General features: G+C 71.7%; 21 protein-coding genes. 13 read left to right on the forward strand and 8 right to left on the reverse strand.

What is annotated here, in order from left to right; all coding sequences use genetic code 11:
* Window positions 1-13: 13 nt before the first annotated feature.
* From iolD to NBW76_RS07345, 5 genes are all read right to left on the reverse strand, one after another.
* The gene (iolD, locus tag NBW76_RS07325; RefSeq protein ID WP_055965026.1) at window positions 14-1936 is read right to left on the reverse strand and encodes a 3D-(3,5/4)-trihydroxycyclohexane-1,2-dione acylhydrolase (decyclizing); all 1923 of its coding nucleotides are present in this window, start codon (window positions 1934-1936) and stop codon (window positions 14-16) included.
* Window position 1937: 1 nt separating this feature from the next.
* Window positions 1938-2858 carry a 5-deoxy-glucuronate isomerase gene (gene iolB, locus NBW76_RS07330; RefSeq protein WP_056555186.1) on the reverse strand — a complete coding sequence of 307 codons (921 nt, stop codon included), beginning with the start codon at window positions 2856-2858 and terminating at the stop codon, window positions 1938-1940.
* Window positions 2855-3760, reverse strand: coding sequence for a hypothetical protein (locus NBW76_RS07335; RefSeq protein ID WP_055966351.1), 906 nt, complete (start codon window positions 3758-3760; stop codon window positions 2855-2857). The genes iolB and NBW76_RS07335 overlap by 4 nt, the downstream gene beginning before the upstream one ends.
* Before the next feature lie 5 nt (window positions 3761-3765).
* Entirely contained in the window at window positions 3766-4749 is a 984-nt protein-coding gene (gene iolC, locus NBW76_RS07340; RefSeq protein ID WP_056555187.1) for a 5-dehydro-2-deoxygluconokinase, read from the reverse strand.
* A 124-nt stretch (window positions 4750-4873) separates the two neighbouring features.
* The gene (locus NBW76_RS07345; protein WP_235493001.1) at window positions 4874-5617 is read right to left on the reverse strand and encodes a GntR family transcriptional regulator; all 744 of its coding nucleotides are present in this window, start codon (window positions 5615-5617) and stop codon (window positions 4874-4876) included.
* A gap of 170 nt (window positions 5618-5787) precedes the next feature.
* On the opposite strand from NBW76_RS07345, the gene NBW76_RS07350 reads away from it, so the two are divergent.
* The 5 genes from NBW76_RS07350 (at window position 5788) to NBW76_RS07370 (ending at window position 11020) form a co-directional block, all read left to right on the forward strand.
* Window positions 5788-6744, forward strand: coding sequence for a sugar ABC transporter substrate-binding protein (locus NBW76_RS07350; protein WP_055965040.1), 957 nt, complete (start codon window positions 5788-5790; stop codon window positions 6742-6744).
* Between the two features lie 87 nt (window positions 6745-6831).
* A complete protein-coding gene (locus NBW76_RS07355) occupies window positions 6832-7866 on the forward strand; it encodes an ABC transporter permease (RefSeq protein ID WP_055965043.1) in 1035 nt (344 codons plus the stop codon).
* Complete coding sequence (locus tag NBW76_RS07360; RefSeq protein WP_056555188.1) at window positions 7863-8735, forward strand: ATP-binding cassette domain-containing protein; 873 nt, start codon at window positions 7863-7865, stop codon at window positions 8733-8735. Before NBW76_RS07355 ends, NBW76_RS07360 begins: the two co-directional genes overlap by 4 nt.
* 138 nt (window positions 8736-8873) lie before the next feature.
* Entirely contained in the window at window positions 8874-10034 is a 1161-nt protein-coding gene (locus NBW76_RS07365; RefSeq protein ID WP_235493002.1) for a Gfo/Idh/MocA family protein, read from the forward strand.
* A complete protein-coding gene (locus NBW76_RS07370) occupies window positions 10031-11020 on the forward strand; it encodes a Gfo/Idh/MocA family oxidoreductase (protein ID WP_056555189.1) in 990 nt (329 codons plus the stop codon). Before NBW76_RS07365 ends, NBW76_RS07370 begins: the two co-directional genes overlap by 4 nt.
* A gap of 9 nt (window positions 11021-11029) precedes the next feature.
* Here the strand turns inward: NBW76_RS07370 and NBW76_RS07375 are convergent, their stop codons facing one another.
* On the reverse strand, window positions 11030-12028 hold the full coding sequence (locus tag NBW76_RS07375) for a LacI family DNA-binding transcriptional regulator (RefSeq protein WP_056555190.1): 999 nt from the start codon (window positions 12026-12028) through the stop codon (window positions 11030-11032).
* A 186-nt stretch (window positions 12029-12214) separates the two neighbouring features.
* On the opposite strand from NBW76_RS07375, the gene NBW76_RS07380 reads away from it, so the two are divergent.
* Both NBW76_RS07380 and NBW76_RS07385 read left to right on the forward strand, forming a co-directional pair.
* Window positions 12215-13237 (forward strand): Gfo/Idh/MocA family oxidoreductase, encoded by a 1023-nt coding sequence (locus NBW76_RS07380; protein ID WP_056555191.1) that lies wholly within the window; start codon window positions 12215-12217, stop codon window positions 13235-13237.
* 1 nt (window position 13238) lies between these two features.
* Window positions 13239-14027, forward strand: coding sequence for a TIM barrel protein (locus tag NBW76_RS07385; protein WP_056555192.1), 789 nt, complete (start codon window positions 13239-13241; stop codon window positions 14025-14027).
* Window positions 14028-14063: 36 nt separating this feature from the next.
* Here NBW76_RS07385 and NBW76_RS07390 read toward each other — a convergent pair whose 3' ends face one another.
* A complete protein-coding gene (locus tag NBW76_RS07390) occupies window positions 14064-15092 on the reverse strand; it encodes a LacI family DNA-binding transcriptional regulator (protein WP_056555204.1) in 1029 nt (342 codons plus the stop codon).
* A gap of 133 nt (window positions 15093-15225) precedes the next feature.
* Between NBW76_RS07390 and NBW76_RS07395 the strand changes: the two genes are divergently transcribed.
* The 6 genes from NBW76_RS07395 to NBW76_RS07420 all read left to right on the forward strand — a co-directional run bounded on the left by NBW76_RS07395 (window position 15226) and on the right by NBW76_RS07420 (window position 21168).
* On the forward strand, window positions 15226-16431 hold the full coding sequence (locus NBW76_RS07395; protein WP_056555209.1) for a phytanoyl-CoA dioxygenase family protein: 1206 nt from the start codon (window positions 15226-15228) through the stop codon (window positions 16429-16431).
* A gap of 1 nt (window position 16432) precedes the next feature.
* Window positions 16433-17206 (forward strand): SDR family oxidoreductase, encoded by a 774-nt coding sequence (locus NBW76_RS07400; protein ID WP_056555210.1) that lies wholly within the window; start codon window positions 16433-16435, stop codon window positions 17204-17206.
* Window positions 17207-17354: 148 nt separating this feature from the next.
* Window positions 17355-17942: an ATP-dependent Clp protease proteolytic subunit gene (locus tag NBW76_RS07405; protein WP_055966357.1), complete on the forward strand. Its 588-nt coding sequence runs from the start codon at window positions 17355-17357 to the stop codon at window positions 17940-17942.
* Window positions 17939-18541 (forward strand): ATP-dependent Clp protease proteolytic subunit, encoded by a 603-nt coding sequence (locus NBW76_RS07410; RefSeq protein WP_055965072.1) that lies wholly within the window; start codon window positions 17939-17941, stop codon window positions 18539-18541. Before NBW76_RS07405 ends, NBW76_RS07410 begins: the two co-directional genes overlap by 4 nt.
* 139 nt (window positions 18542-18680) lie before the next feature.
* Window positions 18681-19952, forward strand: coding sequence for an ATP-dependent Clp protease ATP-binding subunit ClpX (gene clpX / locus NBW76_RS07415; protein ID WP_056555211.1), 1272 nt, complete (start codon window positions 18681-18683; stop codon window positions 19950-19952).
* Between the two features lie 58 nt (window positions 19953-20010).
* Window positions 20011-21168 carry a trans-acting enoyl reductase family protein gene (locus NBW76_RS07420; protein ID WP_056555214.1) on the forward strand — a complete coding sequence of 386 codons (1158 nt, stop codon included), beginning with the start codon at window positions 20011-20013 and terminating at the stop codon, window positions 21166-21168.
* A gap of 168 nt (window positions 21169-21336) precedes the next feature.
* Here the strand turns inward: NBW76_RS07420 and valS are convergent, their stop codons facing one another.
* Entirely contained in the window at window positions 21337-23979 is a 2643-nt protein-coding gene (gene valS, locus NBW76_RS07425; RefSeq protein ID WP_082481963.1) for a valine--tRNA ligase, read from the reverse strand.
* Window positions 23980-23992: the final 13 nt, after the last annotated feature.

Genomic DNA, 23992 nt, shown 5'->3' on the forward strand with positions numbered 1-23992 from the left:
GGCGGCGTCGTGCCTAGGCGCCCGGCGTGGGCGGCGGGGTGAGGTGCAGGTGCTGGTCGGCCTTGGCGGACCGGTAGGTCTCGTAGGCCTGCTGGGTGGACTCGAGGGTGGAGGTCTCGCTGACCGGGACGTCCCACCACGACTCGCTGCTCGGTGCAGGGACGAGCGGGTCGGTCTCGACGTGGATGACGGTGCTCGTCGGCGACTCCTTGGCCGCGGTGACGGCCTTGCCGAACGCCCCGGCCGAGTCCACGCGCACGACCTCGACGCCGAGGCTCTCGGCGTTCGCCGCGAGGTCGACGGGGAGCTTCTCCCCGTCGAGCCGGCCGGATCCCTCCGCGCGGTAGCGGTAGCGGGTGCCGAAGCGCTGCGAGCCGAGGCTCTCCGACAGCGAGCCGATCGAGGCGTAGCCGTGGTTCTGCACGAGCACGACGATGATCTTCACGCCCTCCTGCACCGCGGTCACGAGCTCGGTGGCCATCATCAGGTACGAGCCGTCGCCGACCATGACGAAGACGTCGCGGTCACCCCGCTCGGCCATCGCGGCGCCGATCCCGCCGGCCACCTCGTAGCCCATGCAGGAGTAGCCGTACTCCACGTGGTAGCCCTTGCTGTCGCGCGTGCGCCACAGCTTGTGCAGGTCGCCGGGCATCGAGCCGGCGGCGCAGAGCACCACGTCGCGCGGGTCGGACAGCTCGTTCACCAGGCCGAGCACCTCGCCCTGCGTGGGCAGGCCGCCCGCACCGCGGTCGGGCGTCTCGGGCACGTAGGTGGCCTCGACGGTGGCGTCCCAGTCGGCCGCGAGGCGCTGGTACTCCTCGACGTAGGCGTCGTCGACGCGGTGGCCGTCGAGCGCCACGCGCAGGGCGTCGAGCGTCTCGCGGGCGTCGGCCGTGATCGCGAGGCCGGACTGCTTCACCGAGTCGATCGCCGCGACGTTCACGTTCACGAAGCGCACGCCCTCGGCCTGGAACGCCGTGCGGCTGGCGGTGGTGAAGTCGGAGTAGCGGGTGCCGACGCCGATGACCAGGTCGGCGTCGCGGGCGATCGCGTTCGCGGCCGTCGTGCCGGTGGAGCCGATGGCACCCAGGCACTGCGGGTGGTCGTACACGAGGGTGCCCTTGCCGGCCTGGCTCTGGCCGACGGGGATCCCGGTGGCCTCGCTGAAGGCCGCCAGCGCCTCGGTGGCCTGGCTGTAGTGCACGCCGCCGCCGGCGACGAGCACCGGACGCCGCGCCGAGCGGATCGCCTCGGCGGCGACGTCGACCAGCGAGCGCTCGGGCACCGGGCGAGCCACGTGCCACACGCGCTTCTCGAACAGCTCGACCGGCCAGTCGTGGGCCTGTGCCTGCACGTCCTGCGGGAAGCAGATCGTGACGGCTCCGGTCTCGGCCGGGTCGGTGAGCACCCGCATGGCCGCCAGCAGCGCCGACGGCAGCTGCTCGGGGCGCCACACACGGTCGAAGTAGCGCGACACGGCGCGGAAGGTGTCGTTGACGGTGACGTCGCCGGACTGGGGGAGCTCGAGCTCCTGCAGCAGGGGCGAGGCGCTGCGGTCGGCGAACGTGTCGGCGGGGAGCAGCAGCACGGGGAGCCGGTTGATCGTCGCCAGCGCGGCGCCGGTGACCATGTTCGTCGCGCCCGGCCCGACGCTCGTCGTCACGGCCCAGGTCTGCAGCCGGTCCTTCTGCCGGGCGTACGCCACGGCCGAGTGCACCATGGCCTGCTCGTTGCGGCCGAGCACGTAGGGGAGCAGGTCGGGGTCCTCGAGCTCGGCCTGGAGCAGTGCCTGACCGAGGCCGGCCACGTTCCCGTGGCCGAAGATGCCGAACGCCCCGGCGAACAGCTTGTGCTCCACGCCGTCGCGCTCGGAGTACTGCGCGCCCAGGAACGCGATGGTGGCCTGCGCGACGGTGAGCCGTCGGGTCTGCGTCATGTCAGTCGCCTTCGGTGAGTCGGGGGTCGATCTCCTGGTGCTCCCAGGTGGACCTGACCCAGGTCTGGTCGGGGTGGTCGCTGATGAGCCACGCGCGCTCGGCGCCCGGTCCGGCCATGACGTTCAGGTAGTACATGTCGTGGCCGGGGGCCGCGGTGCACGGTCCGTGCCACCCGTGGGGGACGAGCACGGTGTCGCGGTCGCGCACCTCGTGCAGCACGTCGATCTCGCCCGCGGGCGTCGAGCTGGTGCGGTGGAAGCCGAGACCGGGCTGGCCCTGCGGCCCGTCCTGCACCTCGAAGTAGTAGATCTCCTCGAGGGCGGACTCGTGCTCGGACTCCTCGTCGTGCTTGTGCGCCGGGTAGCTGGACCAGTTGCCGCCCGGGGTGATGACCTCGCAGGCGATGATCGACCCGGCGTCGAGGACGCCCACGGTGCCGAAGTTCCGCACCTGGCGGCTGCTCTGCCCGGCCCCGCGCAGCTCGACGGGGACCTCGGCCGCCGGCAGGAGCCGGGCGGGCAGGACCACGTCGGTCGTGGCACCGCAGACCGCGAAGCGACCACCGTCGGCCGACGTCAGCGTGACGGCGGCGTCGAGCGGTGCGTAGAGCACGTCGGTGGGTCCGGCGAACACGTCGGAGCGCCCGGTGAGGGTGAAGGTCTCCCCGTCGGCGGTGCTGCCGACGGTCACCTCGGTGCTGCCGGACAGCGGCACGACCAGCAGCTCCTGGCCGGGTGCGGCCACGGTGCGGCTCTCGCCGGCGGCCAGCGTCACGGTCCACAGGCTGGTGTGCGACCAGCCCTCCCGCTCGCCCGCGACGACGGCGAGGTCGAATCCGTCGCCGCCGCCCTCGCCGGCGGGTACGACCCAGTCGGTCGCCGCCCGCGGCCCGGCACCCCCGCCGGTGTCCGAGGTGGTCACCGGACGAGTCCCACGGCCGTGTCGACGGCGCCGGCGACGTCGTCGTCGTGGGGGAAGAGCATGGTGCGACCGACCATCAGGCCACGGACCCCGGGCTGGGCCAGGGCCTGCTCCCAGCTGCGGTAGACCGTCTCGGGGTGGCCGGTCGGGTCGCCGCCCAGCAGCAGCGTGGGCAGCGTCGTGGACCGCATGACGCGCTCCATCTCCTCCACCACGGGCAGCTTGAGCCACGTGAAGGCGCTCGCGGCTCCGAGCCCCTGGGCGATGGCCACGGACTTGATGACGGCGTCGGGGGAGAGGTCGTTCACGACCTTGCCGTCGCGCCGGCTCGACATGAACGGCTCGACCATGGCCACGACCTCGGCGCGGTTGAGCTCGGTGATGGCGGCCGCCTGGGTCTCCAGCGTGCGCAGGGTGCCCGGGTCGTCCAGGTCGATGCGGGTCAGCATCTTGGCGCCCTCGAACCCGGCGTCGATCGTGCCCCGCACGTCGTAGCCCGTCATGCGGTCGTCCATCTCGTAGGACGAGCCGGCGAGGCCCCCACGGTTCATGGAGGTGAAGACCACCTTGTCCTCGAGCGCGCCGAGCAGCAGCAGGTCCTCGAGCACGTCGGCCGTCGCGAGCACGCCGTCGACGCCGGGACGGCCGAGCGCGGTGACCAGACGGGCGAGCACCTCGTGACGGTCGGCCATCGCCGTCGGGTTGCCCGTCGCGGCGAGGGCACCGCGGGCGGGGTGGTCGCACGCGACGATCATCAGGCGTCCGTCGGCCGGCAGCAGCGGCCGACGACGGCGCGAGCTCAGCAGCTTCGTGACGCGTTGGGGATCGTGCGCCCGGACCTCGCGCAGCGCGGCGATGTCGGCGACGAAGGGGGTCGTCGGGTCCTGGGGGGTGGGGGACATGCGGGTCACGACTCCTGCGGGAAGCGCTCTCGGACGAGCTCGTCGATCTCGTCCTGGGTGGGCATGGCGGTCGAGCACTCGAGGCGCGACGCGACGATCGCGCCGGCGGCGTTGGCGTTGCGCAGCAGCTGCTCCAGCGGGAGGCCCGCCAGCAGGCCGTGCACGAGGGAGCCGCCGAAGCTGTCGCCGGCGCCGAGGCCGTTGACCGGCTCGATGAGGATCGGCGGGGACTCGACCCGCTCGTGGCGGGTCTTGGCGAGCACGCCCTTCGGGCCCTGCTTGACCACGGCGAGCTCCACGCCCGCGTCGAGCAGGGCGTCGGCGGCGCGGTCGGGATCGGTCTCGCCGACGGCGACCTCGCACTCCTCGCGGTTGCCGACCGCGACGCTCACGTGGGGCAGCATCTTCTGCACCTGGACCGTGGCGTCCGCGGGGTCGGACCAGAACATGGGGCGGTAGTCGAGGTCGAGCACCGTGTGGTGCCGCCGCCCGGAGCCCGCCGACCGTGCCGAGGAGCGGGCCTCGAGCATCGCGAGCTGCGTCGAGCGGCTCGGCTCCTCGCTCATGCCGCTCGTGGTCACCCAGAGCAGGTCCACGGCACGCACGAGCTCGAGGTCGACCTGGTCGACGGTCAGGTTCATGTCCGGGGCGCTGGGCTTGCGGTAGAAGTACAGCGGGAAGTCGTCGGGCGGGAAGATCTCGCAGAACGTCACGGGCGTGGCCAGCTCGGGCACGACCACGACGTGCGAGTCGTCGACGCCCAGGTCGCGGAACGCCCGCCGGACGAACCGTCCGAAGGGGTCGTCGCCGACACCGGTGAGCGCAGCCACCCGGTGACCCAGCCGCGCCGCGGCAACCGCGACGTTGGCCGTGGTCCCGCCGAGGAACTTGCCGAAGCTCTCGACGTCCTCGAGACCCACGCCGATCTGCAGCGGGTAGACGTCGACGCCTGCCCTGCCGTAGGTCAGGACCTCGGGGATGGTGCTCATGGCGGCCTCTCTGCCGGGCGGGGTGCGACGTGGACGACGTTACGTTCGTCACGGCGACCATGTCAACTGTTTGTCATGACAAACAAATGTCAGGACATGTATCGCGCTGCGAGCGCGTCGGCGATCAGCGGTCGACCAGCGTCATCTCGAAGGAGTAGCGGTCCGGCCGGTACAGGTGGGTGCCGAACTCCACCGCGTTGCCGGCGTCGTCGTAGGAGGTGCGCTGCATCGTGAGAAGGGGGGCCGAGCGCCGCTCCTCGAGCAGGCGGCACTCCCGAGCATCGCCCTTGCGCGCGCCGATGCGCTGCTTGGCCACGCGCATGAGCACGCCGGCGTTGCGCAGGGACTCGTACAACCCCTCCCGCTCGAGGTCGACGGTGTCGAGGTCGAGCACCTCGACCGGCAGGTAGTTGTGCATGAGCGCGAGCGGGGCGGACCCGACGAACCGGACCCTCTCGAGCGACCAGATCTCGGCGCCGACGTCCACCCGCAGCTCGTTGGCGAGCTCCTCGGTGGCCGGGATGCGCTCGTAGGACTCGACCTTGGTGTGGGGCTCCTGGCCGGCCGCCCGCAGGTCGTCGTGCAGGCTCGTCAGCTCGACGGAGCGGCTGATCTTGCCGTGCACGACCTGGGTGCCGACGCCGCGCTTGCGCACCAGCATGCCCTTGTCGACGAGCACCTGGATCGCCTGGCGCACGGTGGGCCGCGAGAGGCCGAGGTGGCCGGCGAGGCTGATCTCGTCGCTGATCCTGGCGCCGGCACCCAGGTGGCCGTCCAGGATGGCGCGCTCGAGCTGCGCGGCCACCTGGAAGTACAGGGGAACCGGGCTGGAGCGGTCGAGCTGGATGTGCTGGGCTGTGTCCGACACGTCAAAGTCCTTCCTTTGTGAGGCCATGCAACACGGCGTGAAACGTTTCGTCAATATGTCTTGACAATGAACCCGTCCCTGCTGTGAAGTGGGGCACACTGTGACGCGTCGCACCAGACGAGGTCACGGAGGGCCTGACCCGCAGGCCCCGAGAACAGGAGAACCCCCGCATGAAGAAGCTCAAGCTCGCCGGCGCGGTCATCGTCGCCGGCGCCCTCCTGGCGGCGTGCAGCGGCACCGGCCAGGAGGACGACACGGCCGAGTCCAAGGACCTCACGTACGCGGTCATCACGCACTCGAGCCCCGGTGACGCGTTCTGGGACCGGGTGAAGAGCGGTGCCGAGCAGGCCGGCAAGGACTACGGCGTCGAGATCAACTACAGCAACGACCCCGACCCGGCCAAGCAGTCGCAGCTGATCGACGGCGCGGTCGCCGACAAGGTCGACGGCATCGTGGTCTCCATGGCCAACCCGGACGGTCTCGAGAGCAGCATCAAGAAGGCCGTCGCCGCGGGGGTCCCGGTCGTCTCGATCAACTCCGGCATCGACCGCTGGCAGGAGTTCGGCGCCATCACCCACATCGGCCAGTCCGAGTCCATCGCCGGCGAGGCCGTCGGCGAGCGTCTCAAGAGCGAGGGCCTGAAGAAGGGCATCTGCGTCGTGCAGGAGGCCGGCAACGTCGGTCTGGAGGAGCGCTGCAAGGCTGCGGCCGGCACGTTCGGCGGCGACATGGAGAACCTCCAGGTCGACGGCACCGACGACAACGCGGTCACCTCGACCATCACCTCCAAGCTGCAGGCCGACTCCGACATCGACGTCGTCCTGACGCTCGGTGGCCAGTACGCGATCGACGCCGTCTCGGCCGTCGATGCGGCCGGCAGCGACGCCACCGTCGCGACGTTCGACCTCTCGGCCGACGTGGTGAAGAACATCGAGGACGGCAAGATCCTGTTCGCCGTCGACCAGCAGCCCTACGTCCAGGGCTTCCTGGGTGTCACGACGCTCTACCTCAAGAGCATCAACGGCAACGACGTCGGCGGCGGCCAGCCGATCAACTCCGGCCCCGCCTTCGTCACGAAGGACAACGCGGCCGACGTCGCGAAGTTCGCCGAGGACGGCACGCGCTGACGCAGCGGTCACGGGCGGGGGCCCGAGAGGACGCACCGACGTCGTCCGGGCCCCCGCCGCCCACCCTCCACGAAAGGCATCCACACCATGACGACAGCCTCCGTCGCCGATGAACGCGTCGCGAAGACGTCGACGCTGACCAAGCTCCTCAAGCGACCCGAGATCGGCGCGCTGGTCGCCGTCATCGTCATCTTCAGCTTCTTCGCGCTGACCACCAGCGCCTTCGCCACCTCCAGCGGAGCCAGCACCTGGCTGCGCTCGGCCTCCACGATCGGCATCATGGCCGTCGCCGTGGCCCTGCTCATGATCGGCGGGGAGTTCGACCTCTCGGCCGGCGCGATGACCGGGTTCACCGGGCTCGCGGTCGGCATCCTCTGCACGGAGTACGGCCTCAACATCTGGGCCGCGATCGTCGTCTCGCTGGCCCTCGCGCTGGCGGTCGGCTTCTTCAACGGCGTGATCGTCATGCGGACGGGGCTGCCGAGCTTCATCGTCACGCTCGGCACGTTCTTCGTCCTCCAGGGCATCAACCTCGCCCTCACGAAGGCCCTCACGGGTCAGGTGGCGATCCAGGGCATGGCGCAGGTGCCGTTCTACGACCAGCCGAAGGCGATCTTCGGCTCGTCGGTCGACATCGCGGGCGGTGCGGTCTTCGCGTCCGTCTGGTGGTGGCTGGCCATCACCGCCGTGGCCACCTGGGTTCTGCTGCGCACGCGCGTCGGCAACTGGATCTTCGCGGTCGGAGGCGCCCAGGTCTCCGCACGCCAGGTCGGTGTGCCGGTCTTCAAGACCAAGGTCGGGCTCTTCATGACCACGGCCGGTGCCGGCTGGCTCGTCGGCATGCTGCTGCTGTTCACGACGTCGACCGTGCAGTCCAACACGGGTGTCGGCCAGGAGTTCATCTACATCATCTGTGCCGTCGTCGGCGGGTGCTTGCTCACGGGCGGCTACGGCTCGGCGATCGGCGCTGCCTTCGGCGCGCTGATCTACGGCATGGCGAACCAGGGCATCGTCTACTCGGGCTGGGACAACAACTGGCTCCGGGCGTTCCTCGGCATCATGCTGCTGGGAGCGGTCCTCCTCAACGAATGGGTACGCAAGCGAGCGGAGCTGTCCCGATGAGCAAGAAGTCCACGGAGTCCACCGTCACGACCACCGAGCCGCCGGCGCGCGGCACGACGATCGTCGAGGTCCAGGACATCGGCAAGCGCTACGGCAACATCATCGCGCTGTCCGACGTCTCCACCACGGTCAAGGCCGGCGAGGTCACCTGCGTGCTGGGTGACAACGGCGCGGGCAAGTCGACGTTCATCAAGATCCTGGCCGGTGCGCACCAGCACACCGACGGGACGCTGGTCGTCGACGGCGAGTCCACGTCGTTCTCGAACCCGCGGCAGGCGCTCGACGCCGGCATCGCGACGGTCTACCAGGACCTCGCCGTCGTGCCGCTCATGCCGGTGTGGCGCAACTTCTTCCTCGGCAGCGAGGTCCGCAAGGGCGTCGCACCGTTCAAGAAGCTCGACGTCGAGTTCATGAAGAGCACCACGCGCGACGAGCTCGCGGCGATGGGCATCGACCTGCGCGACGTGGAGCAGCCGATCGGCACGCTCTCCGGTGGAGAGCGCCAGTGCGTGGCCATCGCCCGCGCGGTGTACTTCGGCGCCCGGGTCCTGATCCTCGACGAGCCGACGGCCGCCCTGGGCGTCAAGCAGTCCGGTGTGGTGCTGAAGTACATCGCCAAGGCCCGCGAGCGTGGTCTGGGGGTCGTGTTCATCACCCACAACCCGCACCACGCCTACCCGGTCGGCGACCGCTTCATGCTGCTGCGTCGCGGCAAGAGCATGGGTGACTACGCCAAGTCCGAGATCACGCTCGACGAGCTGACCTCGATGATGGCCGGTGGCGCCGAGCTGGAGTCCCTGGCGCACGAGCTGGCCCGCACGATGGGCGACGACAGCGAGATCGCGCAGGAGATGGCCGCCGAGGCCTGACCCTCGACCGCGCGGTCGGCCGGGAGCCAGGGGGACCCGGCCGACCGTGTCGCGCTGTCCGCGCCCGGCGCGCCCCATGCCGGGCCCCACCCGGCACCCACGAACGATCGCCGTCGCGACGGCGGAGAGGCAGGACCCGTGAGCACACCCGAGCTGCGCGTCGGCGTCGTCGGCTTCGGCTGGATGGGCCAGGTGCACGCCCGAGCCCTGACGCGGCTCGTCCAGCACTACCCCGACACGGCGCTGCGCCCCCGCCTCGTGGCGGTGGCCGACAACGCCCCCGACGACCGGACGGCGCGAGCCGCCGCCGCGTACGGGTTCGAGCACCTGCTCTCGGACTGGCGCGAGCTGGTCGAGCACCCGGAGGTCGACCTCGTCTGCGTGACCGGTCCCAACTTCATCCACCGCGACGTCGCGGTCGCCGCGGCGCAGGCGGGCAAGCACCTCTGGGTCGAGAAGCCCGCCGGCCGCGACGCCGGGGAGACCGCCGAGATCGTGGCTGCGGTCGAGGCTGCCGGCGTGCAGGCCGCCGCGGGGTTCAACTACCGCAACGTTCCGGCCGTGGAACGGGCCCGGCGCATCGTCGCGTCGGGGGCCATCGGCCAGATCGAGCACTCCACCGTCCGGTTCCTCGCCGACTACTCCGCCGATCCCGACGCGGCACTGTCCTGGCGCTTCCGGACCGAGTTCTCCGGCTCGGGCGTGCTGGGCGACCTCGTGAGCCACGCGACGGACCTGCTCGGGTACGTGGTGGCGCCGGTCGCCGAGCTGGTCGTGGACCGTGCGACCTTCATCGCGCAGCGTCGCGAGGCCGTGCCGGGTGCGATGCACTACGAGAAGGGTGCCGGCGCGCTGGGCGACGTCGAGAACGAGGACTACGTGAGCGCCCTGCTGCGCCTCGCCGACGGCTCACGAGCCGTGCTGGAGTCGAGTCGCGTGGCCGTGGGGGAGCAGAACACCTACGGCTTCGAGGTCCACGGCACCCGCGGGGCCGTCGCGTGGGACTTCCGTCGCATGAACGAGCTGCGCGTCGCGTCGGCGCGCGACGACGCCTTCACCGACACGTTCTACGCCACCGAGTACGCCGGCCCGGGCGACGGGGAGATCGGTGCCTTCCAGCCCGGCACCAACAACCCGGTCGGCTTCGACGACCTGAAGGTGGTGGAGGCCCGACGTCTCGTCGAGTCGATCGCCACCGGCACGCCCGTCGGCGCGACCATCCACGACGCGCTCGTCGCGGCACGGGTGCTCGACGCCATGATCCTGTCCTCCGACGAACGAAAGTGGGTCTCCCTGTGAGCAAGCGACTGAAAGTCGGCGTCGTGGGCGCCGGTGCGATGGGGGCGGCGCACGTGCGCACGCTCTCGACGAGCGTCCCCGGCGCCGAGGTGACCCGGGTCTTCGACATGGACACCGCCCGCGCCCAGGCCGTCGCGGCCGAGGTGGGCGGTGAGGCCGCGGCCTCGCCCGAGGCGCTGGTCGCCGACGTCGACGCGTTCGTGATCGCGTCGCCCGACTTCACCCACGCCGACCTGGCGATCGCGGGCATCGAGGCCGGCAAGCACGTCCTGTGCGAGAAGCCGCTCGCGGTCACCGCCGACGACGCGCGGCGCGTCGTGGACGCCGAGGTCGCGGCGGGTCGCCGGTTCGTGCAGGTCGGCTTCAACCGGCGCTTCGACCCGGGCTTCGTGAGTCTCAAGGGTTCGGTCGCCGACGGGTCGCTCGGCCAGGTGAAGCTCGTGCACGGGATCCACCGCAACGCCACGAACGCGACGAGCACCGACTCGTCCACGCTGGTGACCGGCTCGATGATCCACGAGTTCGACACCTTCCGGTGGTTGCTCGACGACGAGATCGCGGCCATCCGCGTCGAGTCGCCGATCGCCGAGGGCTTCAAGGACCCGCAGGTCGCCACGATCTGGATGGCGGCCGGCCAGATGATCACGGCCGAGGTCTACTGCAACGCCGCCTACGGGTACGACGTGCGTGTCGAGGTGGTCGGCGACGGCGGGTCGGCGATGCTCGAGCCCCGGCCCCCGGTGGTGCGCCGCGTCGCGGGGGAGAGCAGCACCGCGATCGGTAGCGACTTCGTGGAGCACTTCATCGAGTCCTACCGGCTCGAGCTCTCCGCCTGGGTCGACGCGTCGCTGCGCGGCGAGGTCGTGGGCGCATCGGCGTGGGACGGCTTCGCGGCCAACCTGGTCGCGGCCTCCGGCGTCGCGGCCCTGGACTCGGGCGCACGCGAGCCGGTCGTCGTCCCCGAGCGCCCGGCGCTCTACGCCTGACGGGGTCGGTCAGGCGGGGTCGGCCAGGCGGGGGGCGGGCCCGCTGGTGCTGCGGACCACGAGTCGTGGCGTGAGCACGACCTCGGTCGGGTTCCGTCCCGCGAGCAGGTCGAGCGCTCCGGACACGGCTCGCTCCGCCATCTCGAGGGCGCTCTGCGCCACCGTCGTCATCCGGTCCTGCCGGGCGACGGCGAGCCGGGAGTCGTCGTAGCCCACGACCGACACGTCGGCCGGGACGTCGACGTGGGCTCGCAGCAGGACGTCGAGCACGCCGGAGGCGCAGTGGTCGTTGAAGGCGACCACGGCCGTCGGCGTCGGGCGCTGGTCGAGCAGGCGTCGCGCCGCCTCGACGCCCGCCTGCTCGGTTGGTCCGCCGGGGACGACCCACGGCTCCACGCCACGGCGCACCGCCGCTGCGTGGAAGCCCCGGCGGCGGTCCTCGGCGCCGGGCGCGGACCCGCCGTCGACGTGCACCACCCGCACGTGACCGAGCTCGGCCAGGTGGTCGACCGCGAGTCCGACGCCGGCCTCGTCGTCACCCCGCACCGAGGCCACGCCGTCGGCGTCGCTCCGGCGGGCCACGACGAGCGTCGGGACCCGCGTGCCGAGCGAGCCGAGGGCGTCGGGGGAGAGGTCGGGACCGAGCAGCACCAGGGCGTCGCACCGTTCCCGCATGAGGGCCTGGATCGCCGCGTCCTCGTCGCGCGAGGGCGCCACGGCGCTGATCGCGACGTCGTAGCCCTGCGCGGCGGCCGCTTCGTAGAGGTGCTCGACGAGGTCGCCGTGGAAGGGCTGGTGCAGGTCGAACGTGACGCCCAGCAGCCGCGTGTCCGTGCGCCGCAGCTGGCGGGCGCGCTGGTCGGGCACGTAGCCGAGACGCTCGGCGACGCCGCGGACCCGCTCCCGGGTCGCCGCGCTCGCCCCGGGGGCGTCGCGCATCACGATCGACACGAGGGCGACCGAGACCCCGGCCTCGCGCGCCACGTCGGCGAGCGTCGTGCGGGTCACGCGTCCTCCTGGGGGCTCGTCGACGGCGGGGCTTGGACGAGGGGCTTTGACGATGGGGCGTCCGCATCATATCCTCAGTCTGCATCGTTCTACTAGAACGTTCTAGTCCAGGCCTCGTCCGGTCGTCCGAACTCGCAGCCCACGTCGCCCCCGCCCCGCCCACCTCACCCCGCACTCGGAGGAACCATGTCCGCTCCCGTCCGCATCGGCCTGATCGGCGCCGGCCGCATCGGCGCCTCCCACGCCGCCGTCGTCGCCCGACGCGTCCACGGGGCTTCCCTCGTGGCCGTCGCCGATCCTCGTCCCGGCGCCGCGGCCGAGGTGGCCGGGCCGCTCGACGCACGCGCCGAGACGTCGGTCGAGGCCGTCCTGCGGGCCGACGACGTCGACGCCGTGGTCGTGGCCGCGTCGTCGGTCGCCCACCGCGACCTCGTGGTGGCCGCGGCCGAGGCCGGCAAGCACGTGTTCTGCGAGAAGCCGGCCGGCATGTCGCTCGCGGAGATCGACGACGTGCGCACGGCGACGGCGAAGGCCGGGGTCGCGTTCCAGGTCGGCTTCAACCGGCGGTTCGCCCGCGAGTTCGCGGCGGCCCACGAGGCGATCGTGGCCGGGCGTCTGGGGGACGTCCGCCAGCTCCGCTCGCTCACCCGCGACCCGGGCCGGGGTCCCTCCGACCCCGACGGCGTGCCGCCGTGGACGATCTTCACGCAGACCCTGATCCACGACTTCGACACGCTGAACTGGCTGAACCCGGGCGCTCACGCCGTCGACGTCGTCGCGACCGCCGGCTCGCTCACGGCGCCGGGCCACCCCACGTTGCTGGACCACGCCACCGTCGTCGTGTCCTACTCCAACGGCGCGATCGCCACGGCCGAGGCGAGCTTCGCCGCGACCTACGGCTACGACGTGCGCGCCGAGGTGCTGGGCTCCGAGGCGATGGTGACGATGGGTGAGGGCGCCCAGTCGTCGCTGCGCCTGCACGACGGGTCCGGCCGCCTGGCCACGACCGCCCACAGCGACACGGAGCTGCTCCTGGACGCGTACACCGGCGAGCTCGAGGAGCTCGTCGCCGCCGTGCGGGAGGGCCGTGCTCCCTCGGTCGGCGCGGACGACGCCTTCGCCGCGTTCGCGATCGCCCAGGCCTGCATCGACTCGTTCACCACCGGCGGCCGTGCGGCCGTCGCCACCGCCGTGCCGCAGGAGGCCTGAGATGACGTTCACCCTCGCGATCTGCTCCGAGATGGTCTACACGGAGCTGCCGCACCTGGAGCGCGTGGAGCGCATCCACGAGCGCGGGTTCGCCGCCGAGATCTGGGACTGGACGGCCAAGGACGCCGACGCCCTCGTCGCGACCGGCGCCCGGTTCACGTCGATGACGGGCTACGTGACCGGCGACCTCGTCACCGAGGACGGGGCCGACGACCTCCTCCGGACGGCGGAGGAGTCCATCGGTTTCGCCCGGCGGATCAGCTGCCCGTCGCTGAACATCCACGGCACGGGCCTGGGGGAGGGCGGCATCCCGGTCCGGCCGGTCGAGGTCGTCACCGGCGACATGTGGCTCGCGGCGGTGAGGACGCTCTCGCGGGTGGCCGAGCTCGCCGAGCAGCACGACGTCACCTACGTGATCGAGAACCTCAACCTCGAGGTCGACCACCCCGGCACGCCGTTCGCGCGGGCCGCCGACACGCTGGCCCTGGTGAAGGCGGTCGGCAGTCCGCACCTGCGGATGAACCTCGACCTCTACCACGCCCAGATCGGCGAGGGGAACCTCGTGGAGCTCGTGCGTCGGGCCGCCCCGTACCTCGGCGAGGTGCAGGTGGCCGACGTTCCGGGCCGCTGCGAGCCCGGCACGGGCGAGGTCCGCTGGCCCTTCGTGGCCCAGGCCCTCGCCGACGCCGGCTACGACGGCGTGGTGGCCATGGAGGCGTGGGCGAGCGACCCCTCGGTCGACGGCAGCGACCGCGCCCTCGAGGCGTTCCGCGAGGCCTTCACGGTCTGACGCCTCGGCCGTCCCCTGCCCTGCCGGGCGCCAGGCTCACCGTCCGAACGCGCGGGGCAGGTTGAACGGCGTCACGACCTGGACCTGGGACGGCACCGACGTCGGGGGCCCCGGGACGGCTCCGTGGTGACGGAGCAGGAGGCGGCAGGCGTGCCGCGCGTCGGCACGCAGGTCGTGGTGGAGCGCGAAGTGCACGCGCCGGGTGCGCAGCAGCTCGGAGTTGTCGGCGTCGAGGTCGTGCGCGACGAAGACCTGCGGCGCCCGCCCCACCTCGGCGAACGCCGCCAGCGTGGCGCGGTTGCCACCACCGACGGAGTACACGGCGTCGACGTCGGGGTGCTCCGTGAGCGTGGCGCCGACGGCCGTGCCGGTGGAGGGGTCCAGGCCGCCGGTGTCGCTGACCCGCAGCACCCGTCGGCCGGGAGCGAGCTCGGCGAGGGCCTCGGTGAAGGACTCCACGCGCTGCCCCTCGCCGCGGAAGTCGCTGGCGCTGAGCGTCACGAGGACCGTGCCGGCGCCGGGTGTGGACCGGGCGACCAGGTAGGCCGCGGTGCGTCCGGCTGCCGCGTTGTCGATGCCGACGTACGCGAGGCGCCTGCTGCCGGTCAGGTCGGTCACCAGGGTCACCACGGGGATCCCGGACTCGGCGAGCGCCCCGACCTCCGCAGCCACGTCGGGGTGGTCGGGCGCCTTGAGCAGCACGCCGTGCGAGCGTCGGCGACCGATCGCGCGCAGCGTCTCGACCATGGTCGCCACGTCGGCCTCCTCGCCCAGGTGGAAGCGCGCACGGACCGCCGCCGGGCGCAGGGCGGGCAGCTCGGCCTCGAGCGCGGTCCGCACGGCGGCGCTGAACCGCGTGGGTGCCTGCATCACGAGGTCCAGCAGGAAGGTCCGGCCGACGAGGCGCAGCTGGGTGGCCTGGCGGTCCAGCTCCTCGATCGCCCGCTCGACCTCCGCCACCGTCGCGGCGCGGACGCCGGGGCGTCGGTGCAGGACGCGGTCGACCGTGGCCTCGCTGAGGCCGCTCTGCTGCGCGATCTCGCGCACCTTGTGGCGGTGGGGCACGGCTCCTCCGGGCGGGTCGATCGGATCGTGCTGAGGGTTTCTTGAGGGACTCTAGGCCCCCGCGCGGACGCGTACCAGGACTAGCGTCGGACACGTCGAGACCTGCCGACCACCCCGCACCCAGGAGTCCGCCATGACCGCCACGCACCCCGCCCCGCCCGGCCGCCGAGCCCGCTTCACGCCCGACGACGTGAGCCTCGACGACTTCGTCGCGCTCGTCACCGCGCCCACCGATCCCCACGCCTACCGCCACGCCGACCGGGTGGAGCAGGGTGTCGTCGTGTACGCCGCCGCCGACCTGCGTGCGGCGGCGTCGACCCCCGACGGCGAGGACGCCGTCCGCGCCGAGATCGTCCACGCACTCGCCGACGGGCCGGGCATCGTCGTGCTCGAGGGGGCCTGGGACGACCTGTCCGTCGTCGACCGGGCCACCGCCGCGTTCGAGTCCGTCATCGCGGCGGAGAAGGCGTCGGGCGTGGCCGCCGGCGACCACTTCGCCAAGCCCGGGGCCAACGACCGGATCTGGAACGCGCTGGAGAAGCTCGCCGTGAGCGACCCGGGCACCTTCGTCGACTACTACGCCAACGACCTCCTGGCCCTCGTCTCCACCGCGTGGCTCGGACCGGGCTACCAGGTGACCTCGCAGGTCAACGTCGTCCGCCCCGGCGGCGTGGCACAGGACCCGCACCGCGACTACCACCTGGGGTTCCTCTCCGACGAGCTCACGGCGCGCTACCCCGCGCACGTGCACCTGCTGTCGCCGGTGCTGACGCTGCAGGGCGCCGTCGCCCACGTCGACATGCCCGTCGAGAGCGGCCCCACCCTCTACCTGCCGCACTCCCAGAAGTACGGTCCCGGCTACCTGGCCTACCGACGTCCGGAGTTCCGCGCCTACTTCGAGGAGCACCACGTCCAGCTGCCCCTGGCCAAGGGGGACGCGGTGTTCTTCAACCCGGCGCTGTTCCACGGAGCCGGGACCAACGTGTCCGCGGACGTGCAGCGGGTCGCGAACCTGCTGCAGGTCTCGTCGGCGTTCGGCCGGGCGATGGAGGCTGTCGACCGGGCGAGGGCCGCCACCGCCGTCTACCCGACGCTGCGCGAGCGCCAGGACGCCGGCTGGCCGACCGAGGCGCTGCACCACGTCGTCGCGGCGGTCGCGGAGGGCTACCCGTTCCCGACCAACCTCGACCTCGACCAGCCGGTCGACGGCATGACCCCGCTCGCGCAGACCGAGGTGCTCGAGCAGGCGCTCGCGGCCCGATGGTCCGCCGACCAGGTCGCGACGTCGCTCGGTGCGTACGCCGACCGCCGCAGGACCGCGCCGATCGAGGGTCTCTGACATGGGGCGCCTCGACGACCGGGTGGTCCTCGTCTCCGGTGGCACGCAGGGCGTCGGGCTGGCCATCGCGCGACTCGCCCTGCGCGAGGGCGCGCGGGTGGTCGTGACCGGGCGTCGTCCCGACGTCGGGGCCCGCGCCGCCGAGGAGCTGTCGGCACTCGGTGACGCGCGCTTCGTGGCGTGCGACGTCGCCGACGTCGAGGCCTGCCGCGCGGCGGTGGCCGAGACCGTCGCCCTGCACGGCCGGGTGGACGGTCTCGTGAACGCGGCGGGCTTCACCGAGCGCGGCAGCGTGCTCGACACGACGCCGGAGATGTTCGAGCAGCACGTGGCGGTGAACCTGCGCGGTCCCTTCTTCCTCATGCAGGCCGCGATCGGCGACATGGTCCGACGCGGGCAGCCCGGAGCGGTGGTCAACGTGCTCACCATGAGCGCGCACGGCGGCCAGCCGTACCTGGCGCCCTACGCCGCCACGAAGGCCGGGCTCGCCGGCCTGACCAGGAACGCCGCCCACGCCCACCGCTTCGACCGCGTGCGCGTCAACGGGGTCAACATCGGGTGGACCGACTCCGACGGCGAGGACGCGATCCAGCGCCGGTTCCACGACGCGGGCGACGACTGGCGGGAGCGTGCCGCCGAACGGCTGCCGGCCGGTCGGCTCGCGTCGCCGGAGGACGCGGCCGGCATCGTGGTGCTCCTGCTGAGCGACGAGAGCGGCGTCGTCACGGGCTCGGTCGTGGACTGGGACCAGACCGTGCCCGGCGCCTCGGACTGAGGTCCGGGGCTCCGGATGCGTCACGCTGTCAGCGAACAGGGCGTGTTCACGCGTGTCTCGCGACCGCTCGCCCTCTAGGGTCGACAACGTGAACACACCAGACGCCACCACCCAGGGCCCGACGGGCCAGGCTCAGTCGGTGCAGGGCATGGCCGGCACCGACGTCGGCCCGTCCGACCTCGACGGCCACATCTACCAGCGCCTGCTGCGCGAGCGCATCATCTTCCTCGGTTCGGAGGTGCGCGACCAGAACGCCAACGCGATCTGCGCGCAGATGCTGCTGCTCAACGCCGAGGACCCGGGCGCCGACATCTTCCTCTACATCAACAGCCCGGGCGGCTCGGTCGACTCGGGCATGGCCATCTACGACACGATGCAGTTCATCTCCAACGACGTCGCCACCGTGGCCATGGGCCTCGCCGCGTCGATGGGGCAGTTCCTGCTCGCGGCCGGTGCACCGGGCAAGCGCTACGCGCTCCCGCACGCGCGGATCATGATGCACCAGCCCTCCGGCGGCATCGGCGGCTCGGCCTCGGACATCAAGATCCAGGCCCAGCAGTCGATCCTGCTCAAGAAGCAGCTCAACGAGCTGCAGTCGGTCCACACCGGCCAGACGATCGAGCAGATCGAGGCCGACGCCGACCGCGACCGTTGGTTCACCCCCGACCAGGCCAAGGACTACGGCTTCATCGACCAGGTCATCAAGAGCGCCCAGGAAGTGGGTAAGAAGGCATGAGCTACTACATCCCGCAGTGGGAGGAGCGGACCTCCTACGGGTTCCGCCGCATCGACCCCTACGCCAAGCTCTTCGAGGACCGCATCATCTTCGTGGGCACGCCCATCAGCGACGACGTCGCCAACGCCGTCATGGCGCAGCTGCTCTGCCTGCAGCAGATGGACGCCGACCGCGACATCCAGCTGTACATCAACAGCCCGGGCGGCTCCTTCACGGCCATGACGGCCATCTACGACACGATGCAGTACCTCAAGTCCGACGTGATGACCGTCTGCCTCGGCCAGGCCGCCTCGGCCGCCGCCGTGCTGCTCGCCGCCGGCACCCCCGGCAAGCGCTACGCCCTGCCGAACAGCCGCATCCTCATCCACCAGCCCTACACCGAGGGCACGGGCGGCCAGATCTCCGACCTGGAGATCCAGGCCAACGAGATCCTCCGCATGCGTGAGCTGATGGAGAAGATGATCTCCGACGCCACGGGCAAGACGCCCGAGGAGGTCAGCAAGGACGTCGAGCGCGACAAGATCCTCACGGCCGACCAGGCCAAGGAGTACGGCATCATCGACGGGATCTTCGAGACCCTCAAGGTCCCCGCCGCCTGAGGCTCCGGCCGACGCCGCCACCCGTGGACGACACGCGGCGGCGTCGGCCGAACCCCCGGTGGACGGTCCGCCGGGCTTGTAGTGTGAGGGCGACGACACCAGCTCGTCCCCGACGTCGTGACGGAAGAGGAGTGCACCTGTGGCACGCATCGGTGAGACCGCTGACCTGCTGAAGTGCTCGTTCTGCGGCAAGAGCCAGAAGCAGGTCAAGAAGCTCATCGCCGGACCCGGCGTGTACATCTGCGACGAGTGCATCGACCTCTGCAACGAGATCATCGAGGAGGAGCTGGCCGAGGGTGCCGAGCTGAGCCTCGGTGAGCTGCCCAAGCCGCAGGAGATCTTCGAGTTCCTCAACGGCTACGTCGTGGGCCAGGACAACGCCAAGAAGAACCTCGCGGTGGCGGTGTACAACCACTACAAGCGGGTCCAGGCGCAGGCCGCGACCGGTCGTCCCAAGGACGACACCGTCGAGCTGGCCAAGTCCAACATCCTCATGGTCGGGCCCACCGGCTGCGGCAAGACCTACCTCGCGCAGACGCTCGCTCGCATGCTGAACGTCCCGTTCGCCATCGCGGACGCCACCGCCCTCACCGAGGCCGGCTACGTGGGTGAGGACGTCGAGAACATCCTGCTCAAGCTCATCCAGGCCGCCGACTACGACGTCAAGAAGGCCGAGACGGGGATCATCTACATCGACGAGGTCGACAAGATCTCGCGCAAGGCGGAGAACCCGTCCATCACGCGCGACGTGTCGGGCGAGGGCGTGCAGCAGGCGCTGCTCAAGATCCTCGAGGGGACCACGGCCTCGGTGCCCCCGCAGGGCGGTCGCAAGCACCCGCACCAGGAGTTCATCCAGATCGACACCACCAACGTGCTGTTCATCGTCGGCGGCGCCTTCGCGGGCCTCGAGGAGATCATCGAGCAGCGCAGCGGCAAGGTCGGGCTGGGCTTCAACGTCGGCGGCATGCCCGAGAAGACGCCGGCCGAGCCGGAGAAGGTCTACTCCCAGGTGCTGCCCGAGGACCTGCTCAAGTTCGGCCTCATCCCCGAGTTCATCGGTCGTCTGCCGGTCATCGCCGCGGTCGACAAGCTCGACAAGCCGGCCCTCGTGTCCATCCTCACCGAGCCGCGCAACGCGCTCACCAAGCAGTTCGTCCGGCTGTTCGAGATCGACGACGTCGAGCTCGAGTTCACCGAGGAGGCGTGCGAGGCCATGGCCGACCTGGCGCTGGCCCGCGACACCGGTGCCCGTGGTCTGCGCTCGATCATCGAGCACGTGCTGCAGCCGGTCATGTACGACATCCCCTCCCGCGACGACGTCGCCAAGGTCGTCGTCACCGGCGCCACGGTGCGCGGCGAGGAGGGCCCCACGGTCCTCAGCCGCGACGAGGTCGCGAAGAAGGCCTCCTGACGGTCCGCTCCTGACCGCTCGCGTACCGCCGGTACGCGACGGTGGCTAGGGTCGGGGCATGACCGTCGACATCACCCTGTTCGGGGCGACCGGGTTCACCGGCACGCTCACCGCCGTCTACCTCGGCACGCACCTGCCCGAGGGTGGGACCTGGGCCGTGGCGGGTCGCAGCGCCGCCAAGCTGCAGGCCGTCGTCGACGACGTCGAGGCGGCGGGCGGTGTCGCACCCGAGGTGGTCCTGGCCGACGTGTCCGACCCCGCCTCGATGCGGGCGATGGCCGAGGGCACCCGCGTGCTCATCTCGACGGTCGGCCCCTACGTGCAGCACGGCGACCCGGCGGTGAAGGCCGCGGCGGAGGCGGGCATCGCCTACGTCGACCTGACCGGGGAGCCGGAGTTCGTCGACCGCACCTGGCTGGCGCACCACGAGACCGCCGTGAGGACCGGCGCGACGCTCGTGCACGCGTGCGGCTTCGACTCCATCCCGTACGACCTCGGCGTGCTCTTCACGGTCGAGCAGCTTCCCGAGGGCGTTCCCCTCGACGTCAAGGGCTACATCCGGGCCGGCGGCACGGCCTCGGGCGGCACCTACCACTCGGCGCTCGGGGCCTTCGCGCGGATCCGCCAGGCCGGCGCCACCGCCAAGCAGCGCAAGGCAGCGGAGGCCCGGCCCCAGGGCCGCAAGATCCGCGGCGGAGGGAAGATCGGCCGCGGGGCCGACGGCAAGGGCTGGGCCCTGCCGCTGCCCACCATCGACCCGCAGGTCGTGCTGCGCTCGGCGCGAGCCCTGGAGCGCTACGGCCCGGAGTTCTCCTACTCCCACTTCGCCCAGTTCAAGCGGCTGCCGATGCTGGCCGGCACGGTCGCCGGCGCGGGCGTCCTGCTCGCCGGCGCGCAGCTGGCACCCACCCGCAAGGCGCTGCTGAAGCTGCGTGCCCAGGGTGACGGCCCCAGCCCCGAGAAGCGCGCCTCGTCCTGGTTCAAGCTCCGTCTCGTCGGCGAGGGTGGTGGCAAGCGGGTGGTCACGCAGGTCAGCGGCGGCGACCCGGGCTACGACGAGACCGCCAAGATGCTGAGCGAGTCGGCGCTGTGCCTGGCGTTCGACGACGTTCCGAAGGTCGCCGGCCAGACCACGACCGCCGTGGCGATGGGCCGCCCGCTCATCGAGCGCCTCCAGCGCAACGGCATCGCCTTCGAGACGCTCGAGTCGCGCTGACCCACGCCCGCCCCACCCTCACCGGCCCCACCCTCACCGGCACCGCCCCCACCCGCGGTGGGCTCTCCACCGAACGACGCGGTGCAGGGTGGGGCGGTGAGGATTCCACCGTCCCAGCGCTGGACGGTGGAATGCCCACCCGGGATGGGAAGGAGCGGAGTCGGCGCGCTACTCGGTCTCGGCGAGGGTGGCGTCGGCCACGATCTCGGTGGTGCCGTCGGCGGCCTCCGTGGCGAGCTCGCCGGTCACCCGACCGGCCGCCTTCACGTCGTCGACGGCCTGCAGCACCAGGTCGAGCGAGGCCTGGGGCCCGCGGACGGTCACGGCCGTCACCTCGGTGCGCTGGCTGACCTTCGCGGTCGACTTCGCCCCGCGGATGCCGGCCAGCGCCTGGGCGGCGGCCGGCAGCAGCGCCGGGTCGCCGTCGACGGTCACGTCGTCGGTGGTCGGCCACGCCGCACGGTGCACCGAGCCCTCCTGCCACCAGCTCCAGACCTCCTCGGTCACGTAGGGCAGGAACGGCGCGAGGAGACGCAGCTGCGTCGACAGCGCCAGCACGAACGTGGCGCGGGCGGACTCCCCGGCCGGTGACTCCTGGCGGGCGCGCTCCTTGACCAGCTCGAGGTAGTCGTCGCAGAAGTCCCAGAAGAACTTCTCGGCGACCTCGAGGGCCGAGGAGTAGTCGTAGGCCTCGAAGTGGGCAGTGGCCTGCTCCACGACGCCTCGGAGCCCGGCGAGCACGGAGCGGTCGAGGGGCTCGGTCACGCGCGCGAAGTCGAGGTCGGCCGCGGTGGCACCGAGGCCGTAGTCCTCGGGCGCGGCGAGGACGAACTTGCTCGCGTTGAGCACCTTCATGGCCAGGCGCCGGCCGACCTTCATCTGGGTCTCGTCGAAGGGGGAGTCCGAGCCGGGACGCGCCAGCGCGGCACGCCAACGGACGGCGTCCGCGCCGTACTTGTCGAGGATCTCGTCAGGCACGACGACGTTGCCCTTGGACTTGCTCATCTTCTTGCGGTCGGGGTCGACCACGAAGCCCGAGATCGCCGTGTGCGTCCACGGCACGGAGCCGAACTCCTGGTGCGAGCGCACGACGGTGGCGAACAGCCACGTGCGGATGATGTCGTGGGCCTGAGGGCGCAGGTCCATCGGGAAGGTCCGTGCGAACAGGTCGGCGTCGCGCTCCCACCCGCAGGCGATCTGGGGGGTCAGCGACGACGTCGCCCAGGTGTCGAGCACGTCGGGGTCGCCGACGAACCCGCCGGCCGCACCGCGCTGCGACTCCTCGAAGCCGGGAGGGGCCTGCGACGCCGGGTCGACGGGCAGCGTGTCCTCGGCCGCGAAGATCGGGTCGTCGTAGTCGGGCTCGCCGTCGGCGTCGAGGCGGTACCAGACGGGGAACGGGATGCCGAAGAACCGCTGACGGCTGACCAGCCAGTCGCCGTTGAGGCCCTCGATCCAGTTGGTGAGGCGCGACTGCATGTAGCCGGGCGTCCAGTCGATCTCGTCACCCCGGGCGATCAGCGCGGCGCGCAGGTCGGCGTCGCGGCCTCCGTTGCGGATGTACCACTGTCGGGTCGAGACGATCTCGAGCGGCTTGTCGCCACGCTCGTAGAAGTTGGCCACGCGCTGGGTGGGCTGCGGCTCGCCGTCGAGGTCGCCGCTGTCGCGCAGCGCCTGCACGACGAGCTCGCGGGCCGAGAACACGGTCTTGCCGGCCAGCTCGGTCCACAACGTCTCGCCGGGGCCGCCGGCGACCCACTCCGGGGTCTCGCGCAGGAACCGGCCGTCGCGGCCGATCACGGTGCGGTTGGGCAGCTGGAACTCGCGCCACCACTGGACGTCGGTCAGGTCGCCGAACGTGCAGCAGTGCACGATGCCGGACCCCTTCTCGGGGTCGGCGAGCGGGCTGGCGATGATCGGCACCTCGACGCCGAACAGCGGTGAGACCGCGGTGCTGCCGAAGAGGTGCGCGTAGCGCTCGTCGTCGGGGTGGGCGATGATCGCGACCGCGGCGGCCGTGAGCTCCGGCCGCGTGGTCTCGACGACGATCGGGCCGGACGCGTGCTGGTAGGTCACGCGGTGGTAGGCGCCGGGGTAGTCGCGGGCCTCGAGCTCGGCCTGCGCGACGGCGGTCTGGTACGTGACGTCCCACAGGGTCGGGGCGTCCTGCAGGTAGGCCTCGCCGCGACCCACGTTGCGCAGGAACGCGCGCTGGCTGGCGGTCTGGGCGTCGGCGCCGATGGTCGTGTACTGGTGCGACCAGTCGACGCTCAGGCCGAGCGTGCGCCACAGCTTCTCGAAGACCTTCTCGTCCTCCTCCACGAGCTCGTTGCACAGCTCGATGAAGTTGCGTCGGCTGATCGGCACCTGCTTCTTGGGATCGGGCTTCGCAGGCGGCGTGAAGTCGGCGTCGTAGGGCAGGGACGGGTCGCAGCGGACGCCGTAGAAGTTCTGCACGCGACGCTCGGTGGGGAGGCCGTTGTCGTCCCACCCCATCGGGTAGAAGACCTCCTTGCCGCGCATCCGCTGGAAGCGCGCCACCACGTCGGTGTGGGTGTAGCTGAACACGTGACCCACGTGCAGCGAGCCCGACACGGTCGGGGGAGGCGTGTCGATGGAGTACACGTCGGCGCGCTCGGCGGAGCGGTCGAACGTGTAGGTGCCCTGCTCGGCCCATACCTGGCTCCAGCGCTCCTCGAGTCCTTCGAGGGCGGGCTTGGCCGGGACGCGGTTCGCTGCAGTGGTCACGAGAGGACAGTCTAGGAGCCCGGGCCCCGGCGGGGGTGCCGGGCCGTGGGCGGCGAGTGACATGGCGGGGGTGCCC

The organism is Aeromicrobium sp. Leaf245, assembly GCF_942548115.1.
Classification (GTDB): domain Bacteria; phylum Actinomycetota; class Actinomycetes; order Propionibacteriales; family Nocardioidaceae; genus Aeromicrobium.